Origin of the sequence: Halobacteriovorax marinus SJ (assembly GCF_000210915.2) — a bacterium.
In the GTDB taxonomy this organism is placed as follows: Bacteria; Bdellovibrionota; Bacteriovoracia; order Bacteriovoracales; family Bacteriovoracaceae; genus Halobacteriovorax; species Halobacteriovorax marinus.
This window is the reverse complement of sequence record NC_016620.1, coordinates 3258747-3277506: the sequence shown is the minus strand read 5'-3', so window position 1 is coordinate 3277506 and position 18760 is coordinate 3258747. Positions and strand designations below refer to the sequence as shown.

The following is an 18760-nucleotide window of genomic DNA, read 5'->3' as shown; positions in this document are numbered from 1 at the left end:
GCAGGGATTAGTGGAGTTTTCGCTTAATGGCAAATACAGAGGTCCTAGAGATTGAAGGTGAAGTTGTAGAGCTTTTGCCGAATACGAAGTTTAAAGTAAAACTGCCTAATGGGCATAGTGTAATAGCCCATATTAGTGGGAAAATGAGAATGCACTTTATTAAAATCCTCCCAGGGGACAAAGTGCTTGTTGAAATTAGTAAATATGATCTTTCTAAGGGAAGAATCACATATAGAAGTAAAGGCCGGTAGGCTGTATTACTGTTAAAGAGGATGTTATGAAGGTTAGAGCGTCAGTTAAAGTAATGTGTAAAGACTGTAAAGTTATTAAAAGAAAAGGTGTATTAAGGGTTGTTTGTAAAGCAAACCCTAAACATAAGCAAAAACAAGGTTAAAACCTTAGGGGAGTGTAGCTATGGCAAGAATACTTGGTGTTGATATTCCTCGTAATAAGGTGGTTACTGTTGCTTTAAGATCAATCTATGGTGTTGGTCCAAAAGTAGCTGAAGAAGTACTCACTAAAGCGGGAATTGATTTAAACAAAAACTCTAATGACTTAACTGAAGAGGAAGCGAATAATATTCGTCTACTTCTAGAGGGAGAGTATACGGTAGAGGGTGATCTTAGAAGACAAATTGGTCTGAACATTAAGAGATTAAAAGATCTTGGATGTTATAGAGGAATTCGTCATAGAAAAGGATTACCTGTAAGAGGACAGAGAACTAGTACAAACGCAAGAACAAGAAAAGGTCCTGCGAAAGCAATTGCTGGTAAGAAGTCTATCAAGTCAATGAAGTAGTAGAGTTGGAGTGAAAAATGGTTAAAAAGACTGCTGGAAAGAAAAAAGTCAAAAAGAACATTCCACATGGTATCTGCCATATTCAATGTTCTTTCAATAATACAATTGTAACTTTTACAGATCCTAATGGTGGAGCAATTGCTTGGGCGTCAGCTGGGCAACTTGGTTTCCGTGGATCAAAAAAGTCTACTCCGTTCGCGGCTCAGGTTGCATCTGCTGATGCTGCTAAGAAAGCGATGGAGCATGGATTAAGTTCTGTAGACGTAAGAGTTAAAGGTCCTGGAGCTGGTAGAGAAAATGCGATTAGAGCTCTAATTGGTGTTGGATTGAGAATTACATCTGTTGCAGATAAGTCACCAATCCCTCATAATGGATGTCGTGCACCGAAAAGAAGAAGAGTTTAATCGTAATAATTAAGGAGATTATCCGTGGATAATTTTGTAGCAAAAAATTGGACGAATATGATCAGACCTGTTTCTCTTGAAGCAGATAATGAGAGTATGAAAGCGAACTATGGAAAGTTTGTAGCCAAGCCTTTAGAGAGAGGTTATGGACAAACTTTAGGTAACTCTCTTAGAAGAGCACTACTTTCTTCACTTCAAGGTGCAGGAATTGTTGCTATCAGAATTGAGGGTGTAGAGCACGAGTTCGGTACAATCAATAACGTAAAAGAAGAAGTTTCTGAAATTATCCTTAACTTAAAAGAAGTATTTTTTAAGTTAAAAGGTAAAGAAGATACTGTACTTACTCTTGAGAAGAGCGGAGAAGGTCCTGTAACAGCTGGAGATATTTCAGAGAGTGCAAGCCTTGAGGTTCTAAATCCAGAGCACGTTATATGTAATATTTCCTCAGGTGGTTCAATTAAGGTTGAACTTAAGGTAGCAAGAGGAAAAGGTTATGTTACAGCATCAGAAAATAAAGAAGAATATGATCTTCCTGTAGGATGGATCTATGTTGATACTCTTTTCTCACCTGTACACAGAGTTAACTTTACAGTTACAAACTCACGTGTTGGTAAGAGAACAGATTTTGATAAGCTTACTTTAGAAGTATGGACAAATGCTGGAATTCAACCACAAGACGCAGTTGCTTTCTCTGCAAAGATCCTAAGAGATCAACTTGCAGTATTCTTAAACTTCGAAGATGAAGAAGAAGTTGTAAGATTAGAAAAAGCACCAGCGCAAGCTTCTAGCCCTGCTAACAGCGCTCTTTTAAAGCCTGTTTCAGAATTAGAGCTTTCTGTACGTTCTGCTAACTGTTTACAGAATGCTAACATCAAGTACATCTATGAGTTAGTTTCTAAGACAGAAGGTGAAATGTTAAGAACTAAGAATTTTGGTCGTAAATCGTTAAATGAAATTAAGGAAATTCTCAGTAACATGGGACTTGGACTTGGAATGAAGGTAGATTCAATTATGAAAGACCTTCAGGACGGTGAATAAGTTTTAAGCTGAGGGCTCAGTTGGAGTTGTAGTTATGAGACATCAAAAGCATAAATATAGAATTGGTAATGGTCCGGCACACAGAGTTTCTCTTATGAAAAACCTAGCAATCGAAGTTATCGATCACGGGAAAATTAAGACAACTGTTACAAAGTGTAAGGCGATTAAGCCATACGTAGAAAAGCTAATCACTATTGCAAAGGAAGACACTGTTGCAAACAGAAGACTTGCTTTCAAAAAATTAAACAATAAAGAAGCTGTTCAGAAATTATTCACTGACGTTGCTCCTAAGTTTAAAGATAGAAATGGTGGTTACACTAGAATTATGAAAATGGCAGATGCGAGAGTTGGAGACAACGCTCCTATGGCATACATTGCTCTAGTAGATTAATTATTTTTAAATTAAAGTAATTTATTAAAGCCTTCGGTTTCCACCGAAGGTTTTTTTGTTTTCGGATTCGTTATGTCTATTAGTTCAAAAGTTTTGATTATTACATTAGTTCTAGGTGCAACATTGGCTTATTCTCTTTTTGAGAAAAAGCAATTCACAGAAATGCTAAATGTTGCTGAAGATGAGCCAGTTCTAAAGCAATTGCCAGAATTCAAATTAACCAACTTTTACACTAAAGAAGAGTTAACTAAAGAGAGTTTTAGCTCGACGAATGGGTTCTTTGTTCACTTTTGGGGAACATGGTGTGCTCCATGTGAAGCAGAGTTTCCTGAGTTTTTAAAATTCGCTGAAAAATTTGAAAATGATAATGTTCAATTTTTACTTCTATCAGTTAATGATGACGATCTGAAAATTAAGAAGTTTTTAAAGAGATTTGGAGATCTTCCAAAGAATGTGATCATCTCTCACGATAAATCAGGTAAGAGTATGAACCTTTTTGGAACAGTGAAAGTTCCAGAGACTTATCTCTTTGATAAAAACTTCAAAAATATAAAGAAGTTCATTGGGCCGCAGTCATGGGAAATGGAGGCATTTGCTCCAAGAGTGAAGAGACTAATATTTGGTCAGTAGCTTAAACCCATACTAGTAAAAAAATAGACAGAAATACACATTTTCAATGGTTTAACTCTGTTTTTATGTCAAATTTATCAACAAATAAATCTAAAGAATAAATTTCAATTGCCGAAAAGTTAGACAGTAAACGCTTCTCTCGTAGAAGTTATTGTTCACATTATTTAGTGAAATGGAGTGAAAAATGATTAACTGGCAAGAAATTAAAGACCTACACGTTATCTCAAAACTGGAAGAGATTTTAAGTAAGTGGTTTGGTGTAGAGCAAATCTACTCAGATATGCACTATAAAATCAGAAGTGGTCATGTAGATAAGGGTTATGATTTTAAGAATCACTTCTTTAAAGTGCAGATGCAAATGAACCATGGTTATAACTACATGGGACAGGATATTGAAAAAGTAACAGATGCTCTAGAGGGTGAAGATGATAAGGCAAGATCATTCGAGACTTTCTTTAAGCACGTTAAAGGTGTGGGAGCTAAGGTTGAAATTGGTGGAGAAGTTTTAGGTAGTGTATTTGCTTATCCATTTGTTTCAAGCTCGATTACTGAGGAAGAAGTTGAAGAGATCAAGAAGCACATGATTGCTGAAGGTGCTAACGAAGCCGATGCAAGTGCTGCGGTTGATGGCCTTAGAAGACTTTATCCAAGAGAGATTGAATATCTACAGGAGCTAGTTGAGCTAGTTGCTGATGAGATAAAGACATTTCACTCAGAAATCTCTAAGCGTGAATCAAGAATTAAAGAGCTTAACTCTGAGCTTGGAGATAAGTATAGATATCATATGATGATTGGGAAATCGAAAGGGATGCAGCAGATCTATAGATTGCTAGAAAAAATCTCTTCTTCAGAGTCATCAGTACTCATTCAAGGTCAAAACGGTACAGGTAAGGAGCTCGTTGCTAAGGCGATTCACTTCTACTCACCAAGAAAGGAAAAGCAATTTGTTGCTCTAAACTGCTCAGCATTTAACGATAACCTTTTAGACTCGGAACTATTCGGTCACATGAAAGGCTCATTTACTGGTGCTGTTAAAGATAAGGCGGGACTTTTTGAAGTTGCAAATGGTGGAACACTATTCCTGGATGAGATTGGGGATACCTCTCTTAGTATGCAGGTAAAACTGCTTAGAGTCCTTCAGGAAGGAACTTACTTACCAGTAGGTGCTCATGCGCCTAAGAAGACTGACGTTAGAATTCTAGCGGCAACAAATAAAGATCTTAAGGCGATGATGGCAAGTGGTGAGTTTAGAGAAGATTTATATTATCGAATAAATGTTATTAACGTTAACCTACCTTCGTTAAAGGATAGAGCGGAAGATATTCCAATTCTTATGGATCACTTCTTAAAGAAGAGATGTGACGAGTCTGGGATGGCAATGAAGCAATTCTCTAAGAAGTGTATGGAGATTCTCCTGGACTATCATTGGCCAGGAAACGTAAGAGAGCTTGAGAATGAAGTTGAAAGACTCGTTGTTCTTGCTGGGGAAGATAAGATGATTACTCCTGATCTTCTTAGTCCAAGAATTCTAGAATCTGGTGACAAGCCTGTGGCAGTAGCTAGAGGAATAAATACAAACGGTTCACTAAAAGATGCGCTGGAAGAACTAGAAGCAATGATGATTAAGGAAGGACTTAAGAGGTGTAATTACAATAAGTCGAAGTTATCAAAAGAGCTTGGAGTTTCTAGAGCATCTTTAATTATGAAAGTTGATAAGTACGACTTAGATAAGAGAAAGAAAGCGGCTGGAGAGTAATGCGCGCTAAAGTGCAGAGCATTTGATCGGGTAGCTTTATCGTTGTGACCTGTGTACACGTTAGCGACACAAGGCATGGGCGGATCACGCGAATAAATTAATAAGTAATATAGGCCGCTGTGTAAGCGGCCTTTTTTATTTAGTTAGCTCCTCTAAATTCTGATCCATTAAATTTCGTAAAAACCTAAAAATATTAGCAGTTTATAGCGCAAGGGTGCTTGGCGTTAATTGACGCAAGCTGATAGCACTTTCTTGAGCAAAACGGTATGATGTGCCCTCAATTTTTAGGAGGATTTATGGATACCGTTTTAGAAGAAAAACGTTCTCTATTACTAGAAAAAAGAACACAAGCCGACCTTGGTGGTGGAGCTGCAAGAATTGAAAAGCAACACTCTCAAGGAAAATATACAGCCCGCGAAAGAATCGAAAGATTAATAGATCCAGGGACATTTATTGAATTTGATAAATTTGTAACTCATCGTTGTAAAGATTTTGGTATGGAAAAAACTGAATATCTTGGTGATGGAGTTGTGACTGGGATCGCGGAAATTAACGGTCAAAAAGTGGCCCTGTACTCTCAAGATTTTACATGTTGGGGTGGAGCACTTGGTGAATATCACGCAAAGAAGATTTGTAAAATAATGGACTTTGCTCTGGCCAATAGAATACCTGTTATTGGTATGAATGATTCTGGTGGAGCGAGAATTCAAGAGGGTGTTGACGCCCTTGGTGGATATGCAGAAATCTTTTATAGAAACGTAAAATGTTCAGGAGTTATTCCACAGATTTCTCTTATCATGGGACCTTGTGCAGGTGGAGCAGTTTATTCTCCAGCAATTACAGACTTTATTTTCATGGTTGATAAGTCTTCTTATATGTTTGTTACTGGGCCTGATGTAATCAAGACAGTGACTCACGAAGAAGTGACTAAAGAAGAATTAGGTGGAGCTAAGACACATAATGAAACTTCTGGTGTCGCTCAGTTTATAAGTCAAGATGAAGACGAGTGTTTTGAGAGAGTGAGAGAGCTTCTTTCATACTTACCAGCAGCTTGCTATACGAAGCCATCGCCAAAGTATACGGCTGACCCTGTAAATAGAGATAATACAAAGTTAAAAGAACTTGTTCCGGCAAACCCTAAGAAGCCATACGATATGAATGAGATTATTTTAGATATCGTTGATGATTCGCACTTCTTGGAAGTTCATAAAGGGTGGGCGAAGAATATCATTGTTGGTTTTGCTTCTATTGGTGGAATTAAAATTGGTATCGTTGCAAATCAACCACAGGTACTTGCTGGAGTTTTAGACATAGACTCTTCTTGTAAGGCGGCACGCTTTATTCGTTTCTGTGACTCTTTTGATATTCCAATACTAACACTTGTTGATGTTCCAGGATTCTTGCCGGGGACTGTTCAAGAGTATGGAGGAATTATTAAACATGGTTCTAAGCTCTTATACGCTTATGCGGATGCGACAGTTCCAATGATTACTTTAATTACACGTAAGGCCTATGGTGGAGCTTACGATGTTATGGCCTCTAAGCATATTAGATCAGATGTAAACCTTGCTTACCCTACAGGTGAGATTGCAGTTATGGGCGCTGATGGTGCAGTTAATATTGTTTTTAGAAACGAGTTAAAGGGACTAGAAGGAAAAGCCTACGATGATAAGAAGGCAGAGCTTGTAAAGAATTACGAAGATAGATTTGCAAATCCTTATAGAGCAGCAGAAAGAGGTTATGTTGACTCTGTTATTTTACCAGAAGAGACAAGAGCTAGAATCTATGAATACCTTGTAGTTCTAAAGAATAAAGTTGTTGATAACCCAAAAAGAAAACACGGGAATATTCAATTATGATAAGGCAACCAGAGAATAAGAGTAGAAGGATATTAATTACCAATCGTGGTGAAATTGCATCTCGAATTGCTAAGGCATGTAGAGAGCTTGGTCACACAGCAATTGGTATTTGGACAGATAACGAAGTACACGCAACACACTTACAATTTTGTGATGAGTGGGTACACCTAAAGGGGAGTACTAATGCTGAGACTTATTTAAATATTGATAATCTAGTGAAGGTTATTAAGGAAAATAATGTCGATGCTGTTCATCCTGGTTATGGATTCTTGTCTGAGAATGCAGACTTCGCAAAAAGAATGGAGAGTGAGGGAATTGTTTTCATTGGTCCAAATGTAGAATGTATTAAAGTGATGGGTGATAAGGCGACATCAAAGCAACTTGCTAATCAAGTTGGTGTGCCGACTGTTCCTGGAACAGATAAGGCCGTTGAAAGCGTTGAGGAAGCAGTCGAAATTTCTGCGAAAATTGGTTATCCAGTTCTATTAAAAGCGGTTGCCGGTGGTGGTGGTCGTGGAATGAGAGCGTGTGCTAATGAAGAAGAAGTACGTGCAAATTTTGAAGCAGTAGGGAGAGAATCTCTTGCAGCCTTCAATAATGGCGACCTACTTGTTGAAAAATTAATCGTTAACCCAAGACATATTGAAGTTCAAATTCTTGCAGACAAGAAAGGTAACGTTTATCACTTCTTTGAAAGAGAGTGTTCTATTCAAAGAAGACACCAGAAGATTATTGAAGAAGCGCCATCTCCATTCATTGGTGACGATGAAGAGTTGAGACAAAATGTTTGTGAAACTGCTGTAAAGTTAGCGAAGGCCGTTAACTATGATTCTGCGGGGACTGTAGAATTTATTATGGGAGAGGATAAGAGTTTTTATTTCTTAGAGATGAACACTCGTATTCAGGTAGAGCATCCTATAACAGAAGAGATCACAGGAATTGACCTCATTGTTTGTATGATTCAATCGGCCCTAGGTGATGATTTAGGATTTCCAGGACAAGAGTTCATTAAGAGATCTGGTCATGCAATAGAATGCCGTATTTGTGCAGAAGACCCGATCACAATGTTACCTGCTCCAGGGCTAGTAACTGGATTTGAAACGAACTTTCCTCAAGGAATTCGTTTTGATCACTGTCTTTATAAAGGGCTAAATGTAACGCCTGACTTTGATCCTATGGTTGGAAAGCTCGTTGCAAAGGGAATCATTAGAGATGTTGCTGTTAGAAAAATGAAAGCAGCTCTTAATGGTCTCTTCATCGAAGGACTAAAGACAAATAAACCACTTCTAAAAGTGATAATGGATAACCAAAATTTCATCGATGGAAAGTACTCTACAGACTTTATTAAAGTAGAGAATCCAAATGATTTAGTTAATACAGATTTAAATCACATGAGATTTTATAAGATGCTTGCCGCTGTTGAAGCGAGAAGGATGGGTATGTAATCATGAGAACGTATCTAATAGATGAAGAAAAAAGTGAAGTGATTGTTGATCTTACGAGAACAAAAGTTCACTCTAGTGAACTAGTGGAGTTTGATTTTTCAACAATCGAAGATAATGAACTTAAAGATCAAAAGACTATTTTTGTAAGACAACTCTGTGGTCAATACTTTGTGTCTGAAGATAATAAGCGTTGGTCAAAAGTTTCGAGACAAGATCTTCCTTCTAGAATGTTAAATGTAAATAGAGTTTTTGATGTCTATAGAGGGTATAAACCTTCTGGTCTTAGTGGTGGAAATGAGGGAGAGCTTCTTACTCAGATGCCAGGAAAGATTGTAAAAATCTTACCACAAGTTGGTGATACCGTTGAGGCAGGACAAACACTTATTATTTTAGAGGCCATGAAAATGGAAAATGAAATTAAGTGTGGTGTGAATGGAGTTGTTAAGACTATTCACGTCTCTGAAGGAGATGCATTAGAGCAAGGTGTTCTAATGATGGAAATTGAAGCAAATTAGGAGAAGAGATGTCCTTTAATAACGGAAATAATCCGAACGACTTTATCAATGATATCGATCGTATGAAGAATGAGTTTAGAAATAGCGCTAAGTTTCTAGGCCCAATTATTGTAATTGGTCTTTTAGTAATAGGTGCCTTTACTTCTTTTTATACGGTTGAGCCAGACGAGGAAGCAGTCGTTATCAGGTTTGGAAAGTATCTAACAACAAATCCTCCAGGGCTTCACTTTAAAGTTCCAATGGGTGTAGATCAGGTTATTAAGGTCAAAACGAAGAGAGTTCTTCAGGCTGAGTTCGGATTCAGAACTCAGGACACGAGAACGAGAAGAACGACTTATTCATCAAATAGCTATAAGACTGAATCACTAATGCTTACTGGTGATCTTAATGTAGCGGATGTTGAATGGGCCGTTCAATTTCAAATTTCTGATCCATTTAAATATCTTTTTCAGACATCTTCGCCAGAAGTAAATATTAGAGATGTTTCAGAGTCAATAATGAGAAGAGTTGTTGGTGATAGATCTGTAACAGACATTCTTACTACTGGGAAAGTTGAAATTGAAACGAGAGCTCTCGTTCTTATGCAAGAAGTTTTGAATAAGTACGATATGGGAGTTCGAATTGTGACTGTTAAGCTACAAGATGTTAATCCACCTGAAGTGGTGAAACCATCTTTTAATGAAGTGAACGAAGCTAAGCAGGAGCAAGAGAAATCAATAAACCAAGCAGAGGGAGAGTATAATAAAATTATTCCTGAAGCGAGAGGTAAGGCCCAGAAGCTCATTAGTGAAGCTGAGGGGTATGCTAGTGCAGAGGTTAATAGATCATTAGGTGATGCGGAAAAATTTGAAGCGATTTTTAAAGAGTATAAGAGAGCGCCTCAGATTACGAGAAAGAGAATCTATCTAGAAACAATGTCTACGATTTTTAAAAGGTTTGAAAATATCACTGTAGTTGATCCAGAAGTGAAAGGATTATTACCAGTATTTAACAAATCTCTAAATGGAGGGAGCAAGTAATGAAAAGTAAATTTATCGCTCCAATTGTAATTATATTATTTATCACTGCTGTCTTGGCTAAGTCATCACTCTTTATCTTACATGAGGGAAGACAGGCCATTATCACTGAATTTGGAAAACCTGTAGGTGAGCCAAAGACAGAAGCAGGTCTACATTTTAAGAAACCTTTTGTACAAGAAGTTCGCTATGTAGATAAGAGAATCCTTTCTTGGGATGGGTTACCAAACCAAATACCTACAAAAGATAAGAAGTTTATCAAAGTGGATACTACCGCAAGATATAGAATTATTGATGCGCTAAAATTTATCCAAACAGTGAGAAATAAGTCTGGTGCTAAGGCAAGACTTGATACAATCCTCGATTCTGCAACTAGAAATATTATTTCTTCTCACAACTTAGTTGAGTCTGTTCGAAATACAAACGCGATTATCGATAAGATCAAAAAAGAGAAAGCCGAAATTGCTGAGAAAATTAAAAATGGTGAAAACTATGTTGAAGAGGGTGTTACTGGGGAAATCGAGAAGATTTATACTGGTCGTGAGCAGCTTAGTCAGCTAATCGTTGAAAAAGCAGATCAAGAGCTGAGAGCTTTTGGAATCGAGCTTATTGATGTTCAACTTAGAAGGATTTCTTATGAGCAATCTGTTGAGAAGAAAGTTTATGAGAGAATGATCTCTGAGAGACAAAGAATTGCTCAGAAAATTAGATCAATTGGTTCTGGTGAAAAAGCTAAAATTGAAGGTCGCCTACAAAGAGATCTTAGAAGGATTCAATCAGAAGCATATAGAAAAGCTCAAAAAATTAGAGGTGAAGGTGATGCGAAAGCGGCAGCAATTTACTCTAAGGCCTTTAATAAGGGTCCTAAATTCTATGAGTTTATAAAGTCTATGGAAGTATATCAGTCTTCATTGAAAGATAAGACGAACTTCATCATCTCTTCGGACTCTGAGTTTCTAAAGCATCTTAAAGGTAGATAATGATTGAATATGTAGTGGCACAAAGCCCTGATGATAGAGTTTTAAAAAAAGCAAGCGAGACCCTAAAGGATGGAGGTCTTGTTTGCTATCCAACGGATACGAATTGGATCATCGTTTGTGATCCTTTCAATAAGAAAGGCTTGGAGAAACTCTACCGTGTAAAAAATGAAGGGCCATTAAAGCATTACAGCTTAATTTGTGACACAATTTCTCATGCAGGAGAAGTTGCTTATATCCATGACAGTGCTTTTAAGATGATTCGAAAAAAAGTTCCTGGTCACTACACTTTTATTTTTGAAGCTAAGAAGAAGATCACAAGAGCAGTTCAGGCAAATAAATCTGATAAAGAAGTTGGAGTTCGCTTTTGTCCTGATTCAATTACACAAAATTTAATCGAAATTCATGGCGATGTTCTTCTCTCTACTAATATAACTGCTGACCTACTTGGTCTAGAGTTAGGAGAGACATTCTACAGCTACCAAATTGAAGAAACTTTTAGAGGCCCTTTGGATATGATTATTGATCCAGGGGAGTATGAGTTTGTGGGCGAGTCAACTATTGTTGATCTAAGCGTAGAAGGCGAAGTTGAAGTCATCCGTGAGGGTGCAGGGCCTTGGCCATGAGTAAGCGACCACTTAATAAAAAGAGAATAGCTATTAAAGTAACGCTTCTAATTCTCGTTTTGTCTTTTTGGTATCACCTCTATCAATCAATGATGTCTTCTGGGAATTAATAGTAATTATCTCCTGCCCAATTACAAAGCGCTGTTAAAATAGGATTAATACTACTTCCCTTTGTATCTAGAACATAATGAATTAGATTATCTCTATCTTGCTTCTTTATAATTTCATCTCTCTCAAGCTCCTTTAGTTGTTGGCTAAGAACCTTGTTGGAAATACCAGGGATTGATCTAAGTAAATTATTAAATCGCATCTCTTTATGAAAATATATTTGCCCAAGAATTTTAATTTTCCATTTACCGCCAATAATATCTAAAGCCGTATATATATTTCTTGTACTTATATCTAACTGATCTTTAGTGAGACTCATCTTAAGTAACCTTTTAGTAATCTATGTTCTTGGTAAAAATCATTATAATAACTATATTACAAAGGGAGTTTATGTGAAACTTATACTATTTATATTTATTCTTTCGAAGGCTGTTTCTGCTCAAGACTATAAATTGCCAATTCTTGGAAGCGGTTTTGTAAAAGTCTATAGGTTAGAGACTGGTCATAACGATAGTCCAGAGGCTTTAGTCTATGCAAGGGGAAAGTGGGGAACAACTCATAGATCAACCCATAATGCTTTTGCCTTTGATCATAATGGTGAAAGGTATTTAATTGATACTGGATTTGGTGAAGGTATTGAAAAGCAGTTTCAAAAAATGCCTTTCTGGGCAAAGCTACTCTTTAGATATGAGCAAACTGAAAATATTAAAGAAGTTCAAAAGCAAAATCCAAAAGGAATATTCTTAACTCATTTACATTGGGATCATGCAAGTGCATTGGAGGAATTTCTTGGCTCAGATGTTATTGTTGATAAAGAGGAGTATAAAGATGCCTTCTCTGAAGGAAGGCCTGAGCACGCTTTTTTAAGTTCTCAATATGACCACTCAGGAATTAATTGGAAATTTATCAAATGGACTAAGAAGAAATATGGACCATTTAAAAAGTATTACGATGTTTTTTCAGATGGCTCTGTTATCTTATTACCCCTTTATGGCCATACGAAAGGCTCTATTGGAGTTTTAGTTAGAGTTTCTTCAAAAGAGAGAATATTTTTTGTAGGGGATAGTGTATGGCATGCATCTCAAATTTATGAAAAATCTCATAAAATGTGGCTCTCTAGTTGTCTAACGGATGGGAGTAAAGAAGAAGTGTTCGAAAAAATAATACTTATGCACAATGTATGGAGGGAGAATAAAGATATTAAATTTGCTCCATCTCATCATTATGAGGCAATTAAATTTATACCTAGCCTAAAGTTGTAAAAACTTTTTACACCCTGGGAAGTCTTTACAGAGTAACTAGAGAAAAGTCCGTAAAATCAATAAAATTAGGGAACTAATCTATTGAGGACCAATCTATGTTACTGGAATTATTGAAGCGTTTCTTCTTTTCATTTTTTCTCTTTCTGAGCTGTTTCTTTTACATCTCAAGCATAAGAGCTGAGAATATTAAGCACTCTGTTGGACTTTATATTTCTCAAAATGGTCTAAATTACTTTAAAAATAACTTAAAAGAAGTTGTCGAGAATAATGGTTTCAATATTGATGAGTTCTTCTATGCGGGAACTCAGATTGAAACTGAAGAGCAAACTCTTGAAGAAATGGTTTCAGACCCTGAAGTTCAGGAGCAAATTGCAGAAGTAAAAGGACAATTGAATAGATTCTTTAGTGGCCTTGATCTTGATAAGCATAAATTTCAAGTTGATATCGAAGGTGTTGCCTTCTCAGCAAATTGGGAAAAGATCTCTCTCGATTTTTACAAGCCTCAAATTACAGAAGAAGAGGAGCCATATGATGTTTTGGTTTACGCTTGGATTGAAGCAACTGACATTAAAATAAGTGTAGATAAGATACATGCCAGAGACTTAAACCATAAGTTTCTAGGTGATGTTGGTGTTGATGGCCTAAAGATAGAGCAAGTTGATAGTAGTGACAAACTTAGAATAGGACTCCCTCTTAAGTTTGGAAAAGATGAGAGTGGGAAATTTAAGTTAGTCGTATCTAAGCCTGTATCAAATATGAATGATGTTAAATTCGATGCTGACTTTACATCACCACTCAAATTACCAGAGATTAAAATTTTAATTAACGATCACGAAGTCTCTCTTAATCTTGAAGAAGTAGAGAAGTTAGTCGTAGAAAAAGAGCCTATGATTCTTGAGAAGATTCAAAGCTCTCTTCAAGGTTTTTTAGAAAATCAAGCGCCTCAAATGATCACAGAAAAAGCAGAGAGCGCACTTGAGGGCGGACTATTTGAAGTTACTCAGATGAATCCTCCGGGAGCACCTGAGGGAAAATTTGTTCCAAAATTTTTATGGAAACTTGGATTAGAAGAATTGAACTTTGTTGGAGATAACTTACACCTAGGTCTTGGAGCTACTGTAGAAGATCCTTCTAGAGGAGTTGTTCCTTTTCCTTCAAAATATACAGCTTTGGATTATCCAAATATTGATAAGTCGGAAGTTTCTGACTATGACATTACACTTGCTCTTAACCAAGGGCTTGTAAATAGAATGATTCAGCTCTCAGCTTTAAGGGGTTATTTTAAAAAGATGGATCTTGACGGTGGAGAGTCAATTGGAATTGAAGGAATGCCTGTTGTGACTTTTAAAGGGAAGGGCAACAATAAGCCAGCAACTCTATCTCTAGAGATTATTTATGAAGTTACTGGATGGCAAAAAGCATTCGTTAGAAATCCAATACATATTAATTTTGATATGAATCTTTCATTCCCAATTGATCCTGCAACAGGAAGAATTAAGATGGTTGCTTCGGGAATTGATATGGACACTGTTTACTTAGACGACAAGTATATTAGGTTATTTAAGTCAAAAGTTAGAAAGTCAGTTAGAGAGCAAATAAAAGAAATGCAGAAAGATATAAACGGAATGGAGATCGCAGATGAAATTCCTGTACCTTCAGACCTAGGTGGTATTCTTTTAAAGAAGCAAAAAACTGAAATTAATGAAAATGGTTATTTAATGATTTACAACAATTATCTTGAGTTATAATAAGAAATAATAAAGAGGTTTTTATGAAATTTTTAACAATTAGTTTAGCAATTCTGATGTCAATGAGTATTTCAGCAAGAGAGTTTGCAGGATTTAGAGTAGAGAATATTACTGCAAAGAAAGCATCTGTTTACTTAGTTGCAGGTAGTGGTGGATTCTCATCTTTTAATGTTTCTAAAGTCTTTAAAAGAATAGGAACATTTAATAGTGACAGAGGTGTTGTCGAAGTACCAGCTGCTCAGTATAAGAATGATGGATGGAGAGGTCCAAGTCATGTTCTTGTTGTTACTCATAACACTGCAACTCACGCTTTAAGTAAGGACGAAGAGAGAAACTTTCAAGATCCTAGATATGTAGATATCACAGATAGAGTTGCTCCGACGGCAGATAATGTTAAGTTCATTCAAAGAGATGCAATTAGCGTAAGAAAACTGAATAATGAAACTAACAGAGTCTTTATTATTTCAAATCAATAAAACGATCAAAATGGGCCATTAATTTGGCCCTCTTTTCTCATAATTTTAGATATTTAGATCTACATTTTCCATCTTTTCTGGTTAAAGTTTCAACTTATGTTAAAATAAGAGCCTATGATAAGTAGGTTTATTGGACTGGTCATTTGTGTTATCTCACTCATTTTGCCGTGGCGATTGAGGGTTCTCTTTAGCGAGTTGCTGGGGTGGTTTACACAATTCATCTACTATACCTATTATGGAATATTAAACTTCATGCTTAAAGAGTTAAAGTCTGAACAGGAGAAGAAATGAACCCTCAAGGTGAGAGTGTTGCAATTCTTTTTTCTGGGGGAACTGACTCTACTCTAACAGCTGCATTGCTAGAAGAGTCATTTAATAAAATACACCTCATTACTTATAATAGATTTGGTTTTCACGAAACTGACAATACTGCCGTTCAAGCGCAACTGCTGAAAGATAAATTTGGAAGTGATAAGTTTATTCATGAAATATTGAATGTAGATAAGTTATTTAAGCACGTTTCATATGAAAATTATTTTTCCAATATCAGAAAATTTGGTCTCTTTAATCTATCTACTTGTGGACTATGTAAATTGTCGATGCATGTTAGAACAATAAAGTACTGTAATGATAATAATATAAAGTATGTTGCAGATGGCGCTAATCAGGCCATGAGTATGTTCCCCGCTCAAATGAAGGGTGTTATTGATGAATTAAAGCGAATGTACGAGCACTTCGGAATTACATACTTTAATCCTGTTTTTGAAATGGATGGACCGGAAGAAAAAGGATTTATTGAAAAATCTAATTTACAGATTATAAGTGATCCAACAGTACCTGAAATAGAAAAGCCCTTGGTATATGATGAAGCTAAGAAGACATTTACTCCAGGTGAGAAGCTCTTTAGTCTTGGCCTTGCACCTAACCCTAATGTAAAGGGTTCTAAGTATGATAGGAAACGTCAGCCGAGATGCTTTCAATTTATTATTTTCAATATTTTTGCAATAAAATACTTTCTGCAAAAACATACATATGATGAATATAGAGATATGACGGTAGATTTCTATAAATCGAAAATATCTAGTATGATTCAATTATTAGAGGGCGATGATAAAAAGCTCAAGAAAATCATTGGGAAATAGTGATGTTTGATCAAGAGTTAGAGTGTTGTGGAGCAGAGTTTGAGAAGAGTCATATTTCTCTATTGGGGCTGCTAACTCTCTCTTTTCCCCTCGTTATTTTATTAACGGTGCTAAAGATAATTCTTTTTCCAATAATTCTTATGAAAAAGATATCGATAATCGACTCATTAATTAATGTGAACCATAAGTTAATAAGACAAAAAAATATTCTCTCAAGGTATAAATGCAACCTAGCGAGTGCAGTATTTAAAGTGTCCCCTAGGCTGTCAGGGCTTATATTCAAATATTTTAATTTTTCAATTTTAGTATTTATTTGGACCCTAATAATTCTTGTTATTTTTAAAGTAGTATAATTATGAAATTTGATCCCATGAAAATTAGAGAAGACTTTCCTGTATATAAAAACAATAAGGAATTTCTTTACTTCGATAATGCCTGCACTAGTTTGAGACCTCAGCAAGTCATTAGTGCTATGAATGAATATTATGAAGAGCATCCATCCTGTCATAATAGAGCGCTTCACCTGTTTGGAGTTAAAACAACTAAGAAGTACGAAGACTCAAGAAAGACCATTGCTAAATTTATTAATGCGCAAAGTGAGAGGGAGATTGTTTTTACGAGAAATACAACTGAGGCGATAAATATCATTGCAAAAGGTATCAATTGGCAGGTGGGGGATAGGATACTCACAACAGAAATGGAGCATAATTCAAATCTCTTACCATGGCAGTTTCTCACTAAAGAGAAAGGAGTTGAGTTAAATCATATTTCTCTTAACAAAGATTTTGATATTAATTTAGAGGACTTTGAAAGAGAGCTATCTGAAAAAAAGTATAGACTCGTCTCTCTTCATCATACCTCTAATGTTACTGGAAGCTCATTGTCTGTGGCACCTCTTGTTCGCATGGCTAAGAAGTATGGAGCCTTAGTTCTCCTAGACTGCGCTCAGGCGATGACAACGTCTAAAATTGATGTTCAAGAACTTGATGTTGATTTTATAGCTTTCTCTTTTCATAAGTGCTTTGGTCCATCTGGAGTTGGTGCCCTGTTTGGGAAGGAGTCTATTTTATCAAGTCTAACTCCTATGCTCTATGGCGGTGAGACTGTCATCGATTCAACTTATGACTCCTGTACCTTTAGTGATATTCCATTTCGCTTTGAAGCCGGACTTCAAAATTACTCTGGAGTCATTGGTACAAAGGCATGTATTGAGTACATTGAAAGTATAGGCATTCAGAATATTAAAAGCCATTTAACTCACTTAAACTCGATTTTGACCGAATTTCTCTTAAGTGAAGAGCGTGTTCAAATTATTGGGCCAAGGGATGCTAATTTGAGAGGCGGGATTATTAATTTTTCTGTTGAAGGCCTAGATCTTGGACAGATCTCATTAGTACTCGATAAGAGTCACAGAATCATGGTTCGAAGTGGTGTTCATTGTTGCCACTCATGGTATCACGAAAAAGAATTGAAACCATCACTTAGAGTTTCTCTAGGGCCATATAATACTGAGGATGAAGTCTTAAAGTTTATTGAGGTTATAAAGCCGATTATAAGATACTTTTAAGGATTTTCTTGGCAAATAGATCATGACCTTCAATGTTGGGGTGTATAGTATCCCCGTTGGGATCTAAGAAGAGGTACTTATTTGTTGTTCGAACAACCTCAGTCAGATCAATTAACTTAATGCTTTTCTCATTTGCAAAATTTTGTAAGGCAAGGTTGTACTCTAGACCTCTTTTTCTTATTCTAGCATTTTGAATTTTTTGAATATCTCCCTCTGTATTTTCCTGAAGAGGCATATTTACAGGAAACTTAATTAGGATAGGAGTTATATTATTGCTCTTAATCTTTTCAACAAGAGAATTTATATTACTTATATAATCTTCTTTGGTTACTCTAGTTTCTCTATCAAGTTTTATTGAGCTTTGATTACTTTTAAGAAACTTGAAGAATAACTTTGGGAACATGAGACCTTTTGCAAAGTTTCTAAGTGTTATTATGCTTTGATCTTTAGCTTGTACTTCTTTATCTGGCACATTATCAGAGTAGAAGAAGCGATAGTAGTCTAAGTCATTTATGACATAAGAGATGAGAATATGAGTTGGTTTAGACTTGATGACTTCATCAATTAACTTTGTTCCTTGATATGAGCTGTATCCGATTTGAGAAAAATTTCTCGTAGCAATATGGTTGTCAGAATAAGTTGAAATTTTAGAGCAGTATGTTTCGTGGTTAGAAACACCCCATCCAAAACTAGGAGATGCGCCCATAAGTGCAACTCTCATTTTTGCTGATGACCATGTCTTATCTGCGGCTCCAATTCTAAAGCCTCTTGAGTCAGTGCTTACTTCAGCACCAAAGAAGTCCTGATGAAGATTACTCTTCACTTTCCAGAAACGGGAGTGATTTTCTTCTAAAACGGCCATGATTTTATCAAGATGTGAGGGGGTGTAGATGATTCTCGATACTCCTTCAAGTGCCAATATTATTAGGATGGCAATAATGAGAGAGATTGAGACCTCTCTAAATATCGATTTATTCATATTTCATTCCTTATTGTCTAAGT

Annotated in this window: 21 protein-coding genes; 19 read left to right on the top strand and 2 right to left on the bottom strand. The window is 36.2% G+C overall.

Annotation, left to right across the window (positions count from 1 at the left end; all coding sequences use genetic code 11):
* Positions 1–26 precede the first annotated feature (26 nt).
* From infA to BMS_RS15570, 14 genes are all read left to right on the top strand, one after another.
* On the top strand, positions 27–251 hold the full coding sequence (gene infA, locus BMS_RS15635) for a translation initiation factor IF-1 (protein ID WP_014245796.1): 225 nt from the start codon (positions 27–29) through the stop codon (positions 249–251).
* A 26-nt stretch (positions 252–277) separates the two neighbouring features.
* Positions 278–394, top strand: a complete 117-nt coding sequence (gene rpmJ / locus BMS_RS15630) for a 50S ribosomal protein L36 (RefSeq protein WP_014245795.1) — start codon at positions 278–280, stop codon at positions 392–394.
* Between the two features lie 20 nt (positions 395–414).
* Positions 415–798, top strand: coding sequence for a 30S ribosomal protein S13 (gene rpsM / locus BMS_RS15625; protein ID WP_014245794.1), 384 nt, complete (start codon positions 415–417; stop codon positions 796–798).
* Between the two features lie 17 nt (positions 799–815).
* On the top strand, positions 816–1202 hold the full coding sequence (rpsK, locus tag BMS_RS15620) for a 30S ribosomal protein S11 (RefSeq protein WP_014245793.1): 387 nt from the start codon (positions 816–818) through the stop codon (positions 1200–1202).
* Between the two features lie 24 nt (positions 1203–1226).
* Positions 1227–2240 (top strand): DNA-directed RNA polymerase subunit alpha, encoded by a 1014-nt coding sequence (locus BMS_RS15615; RefSeq protein ID WP_014245792.1) that lies wholly within the window; start codon positions 1227–1229, stop codon positions 2238–2240.
* A gap of 34 nt (positions 2241–2274) precedes the next feature.
* Positions 2275–2631: a 50S ribosomal protein L17 gene (gene rplQ / locus BMS_RS15610; RefSeq protein WP_014245791.1), complete on the top strand. Its 357-nt coding sequence runs from the start codon at positions 2275–2277 to the stop codon at positions 2629–2631.
* Positions 2632–2703: 72 nt separating this feature from the next.
* Complete coding sequence (locus BMS_RS15605; protein ID WP_014245790.1) at positions 2704–3261, top strand: TlpA family protein disulfide reductase; 558 nt, start codon at positions 2704–2706, stop codon at positions 3259–3261.
* A gap of 184 nt (positions 3262–3445) precedes the next feature.
* On the top strand, positions 3446–5017 hold the full coding sequence (locus BMS_RS15600; RefSeq protein WP_014245789.1) for a sigma-54 interaction domain-containing protein: 1572 nt from the start codon (positions 3446–3448) through the stop codon (positions 5015–5017).
* A 296-nt stretch (positions 5018–5313) separates the two neighbouring features.
* Complete coding sequence (locus tag BMS_RS15595; RefSeq protein WP_044557720.1) at positions 5314–6876, top strand: acyl-CoA carboxylase subunit beta; 1563 nt, start codon at positions 5314–5316, stop codon at positions 6874–6876.
* Entirely contained in the window at positions 6873–8321 is a 1449-nt protein-coding gene (locus BMS_RS15590) for an acetyl-CoA carboxylase biotin carboxylase subunit (RefSeq protein WP_014245787.1), read from the top strand. The genes BMS_RS15595 and BMS_RS15590 overlap by 4 nt, the downstream gene beginning before the upstream one ends.
* A gap of 2 nt (positions 8322–8323) precedes the next feature.
* Positions 8324–8836, top strand: coding sequence for a biotin/lipoyl-containing protein (locus BMS_RS17250; RefSeq protein ID WP_014245786.1), 513 nt, complete (start codon positions 8324–8326; stop codon positions 8834–8836).
* 8 nt (positions 8837–8844) lie between these two features.
* Positions 8845–9855, top strand: a complete 1011-nt coding sequence (hflK, locus tag BMS_RS15580) for an FtsH protease activity modulator HflK (protein WP_014245785.1) — start codon at positions 8845–8847, stop codon at positions 9853–9855.
* Positions 9855–10832 (top strand): protease modulator HflC, encoded by a 978-nt coding sequence (gene hflC, locus BMS_RS15575; protein ID WP_014245784.1) that lies wholly within the window; start codon positions 9855–9857, stop codon positions 10830–10832. Before hflK ends, hflC begins: the two co-directional genes overlap by 1 nt.
* Positions 10832–11455, top strand: a complete 624-nt coding sequence (locus tag BMS_RS15570) for an L-threonylcarbamoyladenylate synthase (protein WP_014245783.1) — start codon at positions 10832–10834, stop codon at positions 11453–11455. Before hflC ends, BMS_RS15570 begins: the two co-directional genes overlap by 1 nt.
* A 106-nt stretch (positions 11456–11561) precedes the next feature.
* On the opposite strand, the gene BMS_RS15565 is transcribed toward BMS_RS15570, so the two are convergent.
* On the bottom strand, positions 11562–11882 hold the full coding sequence (locus tag BMS_RS15565; protein ID WP_014245782.1) for a winged helix-turn-helix transcriptional regulator: 321 nt from the start codon (positions 11880–11882) through the stop codon (positions 11562–11564).
* 73 nt (positions 11883–11955) lie between these two features.
* Between BMS_RS15565 and BMS_RS15560 the strand changes: the two genes are divergently transcribed.
* The 5 genes from BMS_RS15560 to BMS_RS15535 all read left to right on the top strand — a co-directional run bounded on the left by BMS_RS15560 (position 11956) and on the right by BMS_RS15535 (position 17758).
* The gene (locus BMS_RS15560) at positions 11956–12825 is read left to right on the top strand and encodes an MBL fold metallo-hydrolase (protein ID WP_014245781.1); all 870 of its coding nucleotides are present in this window, start codon (positions 11956–11958) and stop codon (positions 12823–12825) included.
* A gap of 95 nt (positions 12826–12920) precedes the next feature.
* The gene (locus BMS_RS15555; protein ID WP_014245780.1) at positions 12921–14573 is read left to right on the top strand and encodes a hypothetical protein; all 1653 of its coding nucleotides are present in this window, start codon (positions 12921–12923) and stop codon (positions 14571–14573) included.
* Positions 14574–14596: 23 nt separating this feature from the next.
* On the top strand, positions 14597–15049 hold the full coding sequence (locus BMS_RS15550) for a hypothetical protein (RefSeq protein ID WP_014245779.1): 453 nt from the start codon (positions 14597–14599) through the stop codon (positions 15047–15049).
* 287 nt (positions 15050–15336) lie between these two features.
* A complete protein-coding gene (locus tag BMS_RS15545) occupies positions 15337–16191 on the top strand; it encodes a DUF7411 family protein (RefSeq protein WP_014245777.1) in 855 nt (284 codons plus the stop codon).
* Positions 16192–16546: 355 nt separating this feature from the next.
* A complete protein-coding gene (locus BMS_RS15535; protein ID WP_014245776.1) occupies positions 16547–17758 on the top strand; it encodes an aminotransferase class V-fold PLP-dependent enzyme in 1212 nt (403 codons plus the stop codon).
* On the opposite strand, the gene BMS_RS15530 is transcribed toward BMS_RS15535, so the two are convergent.
* Complete coding sequence (locus BMS_RS15530; RefSeq protein WP_014245775.1) at positions 17742–18737, bottom strand: SGNH/GDSL hydrolase family protein; 996 nt, start codon at positions 18735–18737, stop codon at positions 17742–17744. The two genes, BMS_RS15535 and BMS_RS15530, sit on opposite strands and share 17 nt — an antisense overlap.
* Between the last annotated feature and the right edge of the window lie 23 nt (positions 18738–18760).

Coding starts and splice junctions, on each gene's coding strand:
- BMS_RS15595 (WP_044557720.1), top strand. CDS start 5,314: ATGGATACCGTTTTAGAAGAAAAACGTTCTCTATTACTAGAAAAAAGA.
- rpsM (WP_014245794.1), top strand. CDS start 415: ATGGCAAGAATACTTGGTGTTGATATTCCTCGTAATAAGGTGGTTACT.
- BMS_RS15555 (WP_014245780.1), top strand. CDS start 12,921: ATGTTACTGGAATTATTGAAGCGTTTCTTCTTTTCATTTTTTCTCTTT.
- BMS_RS15545 (WP_014245777.1), top strand. CDS start 15,337: ATGAACCCTCAAGGTGAGAGTGTTGCAATTCTTTTTTCTGGGGGAACT.
- infA (WP_014245796.1), top strand. CDS start 27: ATGGCAAATACAGAGGTCCTAGAGATTGAAGGTGAAGTTGTAGAGCTT.
- rpsK (WP_014245793.1), top strand. CDS start 816: ATGGTTAAAAAGACTGCTGGAAAGAAAAAAGTCAAAAAGAACATTCCA.
- BMS_RS15565 (WP_014245782.1), bottom strand. CDS start 11,882: ATGAGTCTCACTAAAGATCAGTTAGATATAAGTACAAGAAATATATAT.
- BMS_RS17250 (WP_014245786.1), top strand. CDS start 8,324: ATGAGAACGTATCTAATAGATGAAGAAAAAAGTGAAGTGATTGTTGAT.
- BMS_RS15550 (WP_014245779.1), top strand. CDS start 14,597: ATGAAATTTTTAACAATTAGTTTAGCAATTCTGATGTCAATGAGTATT.
- BMS_RS15600 (WP_014245789.1), top strand. CDS start 3,446: ATGATTAACTGGCAAGAAATTAAAGACCTACACGTTATCTCAAAACTG.
- hflC (WP_014245784.1), top strand. CDS start 9,855: ATGAAAAGTAAATTTATCGCTCCAATTGTAATTATATTATTTATCACT.
- BMS_RS15605 (WP_014245790.1), top strand. CDS start 2,704: ATGTCTATTAGTTCAAAAGTTTTGATTATTACATTAGTTCTAGGTGCA.
- rplQ (WP_014245791.1), top strand. CDS start 2,275: ATGAGACATCAAAAGCATAAATATAGAATTGGTAATGGTCCGGCACAC.
- BMS_RS15535 (WP_014245776.1), top strand. CDS start 16,547: ATGAAATTTGATCCCATGAAAATTAGAGAAGACTTTCCTGTATATAAA.
- BMS_RS15590 (WP_014245787.1), top strand. CDS start 6,873: ATGATAAGGCAACCAGAGAATAAGAGTAGAAGGATATTAATTACCAAT.
- hflK (WP_014245785.1), top strand. CDS start 8,845: ATGTCCTTTAATAACGGAAATAATCCGAACGACTTTATCAATGATATC.
- BMS_RS15530 (WP_014245775.1), bottom strand. CDS start 18,737: ATGAATAAATCGATATTTAGAGAGGTCTCAATCTCTCTCATTATTGCC.
- rpmJ (WP_014245795.1), top strand. CDS start 278: ATGAAGGTTAGAGCGTCAGTTAAAGTAATGTGTAAAGACTGTAAAGTT.
- BMS_RS15570 (WP_014245783.1), top strand. CDS start 10,832: ATGATTGAATATGTAGTGGCACAAAGCCCTGATGATAGAGTTTTAAAA.